This window comes from Actinomadura logoneensis, assembly GCF_003428695.1.
Lineage (GTDB): Bacteria > Actinomycetota > Actinomycetes > Streptosporangiales > Streptosporangiaceae > Spirillospora > Spirillospora logoneensis.
The window spans coordinates 1-4,061 of sequence record NZ_QURH01000780.1 but is presented as its reverse complement, the minus strand read 5'-3'; the positions used below and the strand labels follow the sequence as shown (position 1 = coordinate 4,061).

Below are 4,061 nucleotides of genomic sequence, written 5' to 3'. Positions count from 1 at the left end.
GGCACGGCGACGCCCCGGGCGTGGCCGGCGGGCACAGCGGCGGCTACCCGGTGGCCGGGCAGCAGCCGCATCCCGGTCCGGGCCGCACGCCCGGGCCGCGGCACGGGGGCGGTGACTCCGGCGGCGACACCAGCTCGCTGGTCCGCCCCTACGCGGTCACCGGCGGCCGGACCCGGCCCCGGTACGACCTCGCGATCGAGGCGATGGTGACGGCTGCTCCGCATCCGCCGCGCGACGTCTCCTCGTTGACCCCGGAATACCGGGCGATCATGGACATCTGCCGGACGGCCCGGTCGGTCGCCGAGGTGTCGGCGCTGCTGCGGCTTCCGCTCGGCGTCGCACGCGTCCTCGTCGCCGACATGGCCCTGGAGGGCCTGCTCCGGCTGCACCAGTCCCGCCCGGCGGGCGCGCAGCCGGACATCCGACTGCTTGAGAGGGTTCTGAGTGGGCTTCGGAAGCTATGACCAGTCGTCGGCTCCGGCCGCGCCCGGGGACGGGCCGGAGCTGACGTCGGTCAAGATCGTCGTCGGCGGCGGCTTCGGCGTCGGCAAGACCACCTTCGTGGGGTCGGTGTCGGAGATCATGCCGCTCACCACCGAGGCCGTCATGACCGCGGCCAGCGCGGACGTGGACGACCTGTCGGCGGTGCCCGACAAGACGACCACCACGGTGGCGATGGACTTCGGCCGCGTGTCGCTCGACAGCGAGCTGATCCTCTACCTGTTCGGCACACCGGGCCAGCACCGCTTCTGGTTCATGTGGGACGACCTGGTCAAGGGCGCGATCGGCGCGGTCGTGCTGGTCGACACCCGGCGCCTCGCCGACTGCTTCGCCGCGGTCGACTACTTCGAGGAGCTGGGCCTGCCCTTCGTCGTCGGCGTCAACGGGTTCCACGGCGAGTTCCAGTACGCCGTGGAGGACATCCGCGAGGCGCTCTCGGTGAGCTCGCACGTGCCGATCGTCGAGTGTGACGCACGCAACCGCGAGTCGACCAAGAAGGTCCTCATCACACTGGTGCAGCACGCGTTGTCTATGGTGGGCTCCGCCCACTGAGCCTCCGGCTCCGCGTCCTCGCCTTGCGGCTCGGACGCGGACCGGATGCTCGTGCGAATGCGGCATCGCTTCGCGATCAACAGCGCGAGGGGGCTCGCCTTTCGGCGTCGCCCCCTCGCGCTGTTGGTCACGCATTCGCGCCGGTCGGCCTTGTCGCGGGGTTTCCCGGTACCGGTCTCCGGTCCCGGTGGTTCGGCTCGCCTTCGGCCTTGCATCGGGTGGCTCGCCTTCGGCTTTGCCCCTGGGTGGCTCGCCTTCGGCTTTGCTTTCCTTCGGCTTTGTGTCACCGTGTGTTCCCTCTCGGTCACTACGGTCGCGTAGGGAAATATGCACGCTGCACTATTAGTTCCTAGCTGATCGAACTACTTGGACCTGCGCTAGGAACGGCTATGGGTGACGCGAAGAGTATCGGTACGTTCGTCGCGATCGGGGACAGCTTCACCGAGGGGCTGAGCGACCCCGTGCCCGGGGAGCGCGACGTGTTCCGGGGGTGGGCCGACCGGCTCGCGGAGCACATCGCCGCGGGCAACCCGGAGCTCCGGTACGCCAACCTGGCGGTGCGCGGCAAGCTGCTGCGCCAGATCGCCGAGGACCAGGTGCCGCGGGCGGTCGCGCTGAACCCGGACCTGGTCACCTTCTGCGCGGGCGGCAACGACATCATCCGTCCCGGCGGCGACCCCGACGCGCTCGCCGTCGAGTTCGACGACGCGGTGCGCAAGCTGCGGGGAACGGGCGCGCGCGTCGTGCTGTTCACCGGCTTCGACCCGCAGGGGCTGCGGTCGGGACGGCGCATCCGCGGCAAGGCCGCCACCTACAACATGCACCTGCGGGCCATCGCCGACCGGCGCGGCTGCGACGTGGTGGACCTGTGGGCGCTGATGCCGGTCTTCAACGACCCGCGCGCCTGGTTCGAGGACCGGCTGCACCTGTCGTCGGAGGGGCACCGGCGGCTGGCGCTGCGCGTCGCCGAGGTGCTCGGCGTCCCGGCGGAGGGCGACTGGCGCGAGCCGTGGCCGCCCGTGGACGCGTCCGACTGGCTGACCCAGCGGCGCGAGGACGTGTACTGGGCCCGCACCTACCTGCTGCCGTGGATCGGCCGCCGCGCCACCGGGCGCTCCTCGGGGGACGGGCGGTCCGCCAAGCGGCCGGAGGCGCTGCCGCTGTCCGGACGCGGATCCTGCGACCGGGAGCGCGCCCACCTGGGCTGAGGTGTCCGCCGGGTCTCGGGACCGTCACGGATGGTGCTCTGAAGCCGGTTCGGGACGTTCTGTCATAAGTACAGTGCTGTCGTGAGCTCCCCCCGGCTTCCGTCCCATCTTCAGCTGCTCCTGACCGACGAGCCCGTCCTGGACGTGTACGCGTCGCGGCCCTGGCGGGTGCCCGACGGGCGCTACGAGGAGATGCGCGAGCGCGCCGTCGCCTTCAACGCCGACGAGCGGGCGGTGGTGCTGACCCGGCGGCTCAGCGACTTCTACGGCCCGAAGACGTCGGTGGCGGGGGCCGAGCTGTGGTCGCTGCTGACGTTCCTGCTGGGCGCGGGCGCGGTCCGCGCGGGCAACCGGGGCGACGTCGACTTCGAGCTGCTCGGCGACCTGCTCGCCGACCCCGAGGTCCCCGTGCGGCACCCGCTGGCGTGGTTCTCCCAGGGCGGGCGGTGGCGCCCGCCGGGCTTGTGGCTCCCCGAGCCCGCGGGCGAGGACCCCGAACGGCGCGCGGTCATGTTCGAGCTGGGCCGCGCCGCCCTGGACGTCCTGGCGGGGCTCGAACCCCTGGAGGAGCGGCGGCTGGCGCTGGCCGGGCTGTTCGACCGGTTCGCGCACCGGAGCGACCTGCGCGAGCAGGCGATGACGGCCCCGCGCGACCGGCTGGAGCAGCTCTGGACCGCCGAGCTCACCGAGGCGGAGCTGGCCGTCCTGCCCGAGCTCGCCGGACCGGTCGGCTACCTCACCTGGGCGTGCGAGGGCCTGGCCGCGGCGCACGAGCGGCTGGCGGGCGCGGTGCGCGACACCGAGCCGTTCGAGGTCGCGCTGGCGCGGCTGCTCATGGCCGGCGAGGTCGCCGAGGCGCCCGCCGAGCTCGCCGTCCCGCTGGGCGCGGACGGGTACGGCGACGTCGCCGACCGGCTCGCCGCCGAGACCGAGGACTTCGACCCGGACCTGTGGCAGCTGCGGCTGCGCGGCCGGCTCGCGCGCGGGCTGGTCGCGGGCGAGGCGGACGCCTGCCGCGCCTGGCTCGACATGGCCGCCCGCGTCACCGGCGCCGTCCAGGGCCTGCCGGGCGTCGCGGTGAACCCGCGCTGCCGCCTGCCGGTCGGCCACTTCCAGGAGGACCTGCGGCGGCTGTTCGCGTTCCGCCGGGTCCCCAACCCGCTGCGCGACACCCTCGCCGGCCATCCCGTCGGACGGCCGACCGCCCGGGACGGGAACGAGGCGCTGGACGCCGACCTCGACATCGAGCCCGTCGTCGGGCAGCCCGACCTCGTGCGCGCCATGCGCGTCGCGCTCGCCGACCGCGCGGCCGGGAGGCGGCCCGTCCGGCTGCTGATCGCCGGGCCCGAGGGCACCGGGCGCGCCGACGCCGCCGACCTGCTCGCCGAGAGCCTCACCCGGCTCGGCGCGGTCCGGTCCGTGCTGTGGGTGTCGGACCAGACGTTCACCTCGCTCGGGGTCAGCGACGCGGTGATCTGGCTGGCCGCGCGCGTGCGCGAGTGCGTGGAGACCCGCCGGCTCCTCGTCGTGGACGACCTGGAGCGGCTGGCGTCCGCCGAGCGCTGCGGCCCGGCCGCCGTGGAGGAGCTGCGCCGCCTGGTGGCCCGCGCGCCGTCCCTCGACGTCGTCGCGCTCTGCCGGGCCGACGGCGACCGCCGCCTGCTCGACCTCAACCCCGCGCTCGTCCGCGCGTTCGACGTCGTCCGGACGCGCGACCTCACCGAGGACGGCCTCGCCGAGCTGTTCCGCCGGGCCGCGTCCCGGCGCGGCGCCGACGCCGCGCCGGACGTGGCGCGCGCG

3 protein-coding genes and 1 pseudogene are annotated in these 4,061 nt (G+C 74.2%); all 4 read left to right on the top strand.

What is annotated here, in order from left to right; genetic code table 11:
- Positions 1-50: 50 nt before the first annotated feature.
- Positions 51-464, top strand: coding sequence for a DUF742 domain-containing protein (locus DZF91_RS27270; RefSeq protein ID WP_407920945.1), 414 nt, complete (start codon positions 51-53; stop codon positions 462-464).
- Between the two features lie 40 nt (positions 465-504).
- Positions 505-1,053 carry a GTP-binding protein gene (locus DZF91_RS27265; protein WP_117360013.1) on the top strand — a complete coding sequence of 183 codons (549 nt, stop codon included), beginning with the start codon at positions 505-507 and terminating at the stop codon, positions 1,051-1,053.
- Between the two features lie 389 nt (positions 1,054-1,442).
- Positions 1,443-2,261 (top strand): SGNH/GDSL hydrolase family protein, encoded by an 819-nt coding sequence (locus tag DZF91_RS27260; RefSeq protein ID WP_117360012.1) that lies wholly within the window; start codon positions 1,443-1,445, stop codon positions 2,259-2,261.
- A gap of 81 nt (positions 2,262-2,342) precedes the next feature.
- Positions 2,343-4,061 (top strand): annotated as a pseudogene (locus DZF91_RS40485) (hypothetical protein); the annotation flags it as partial.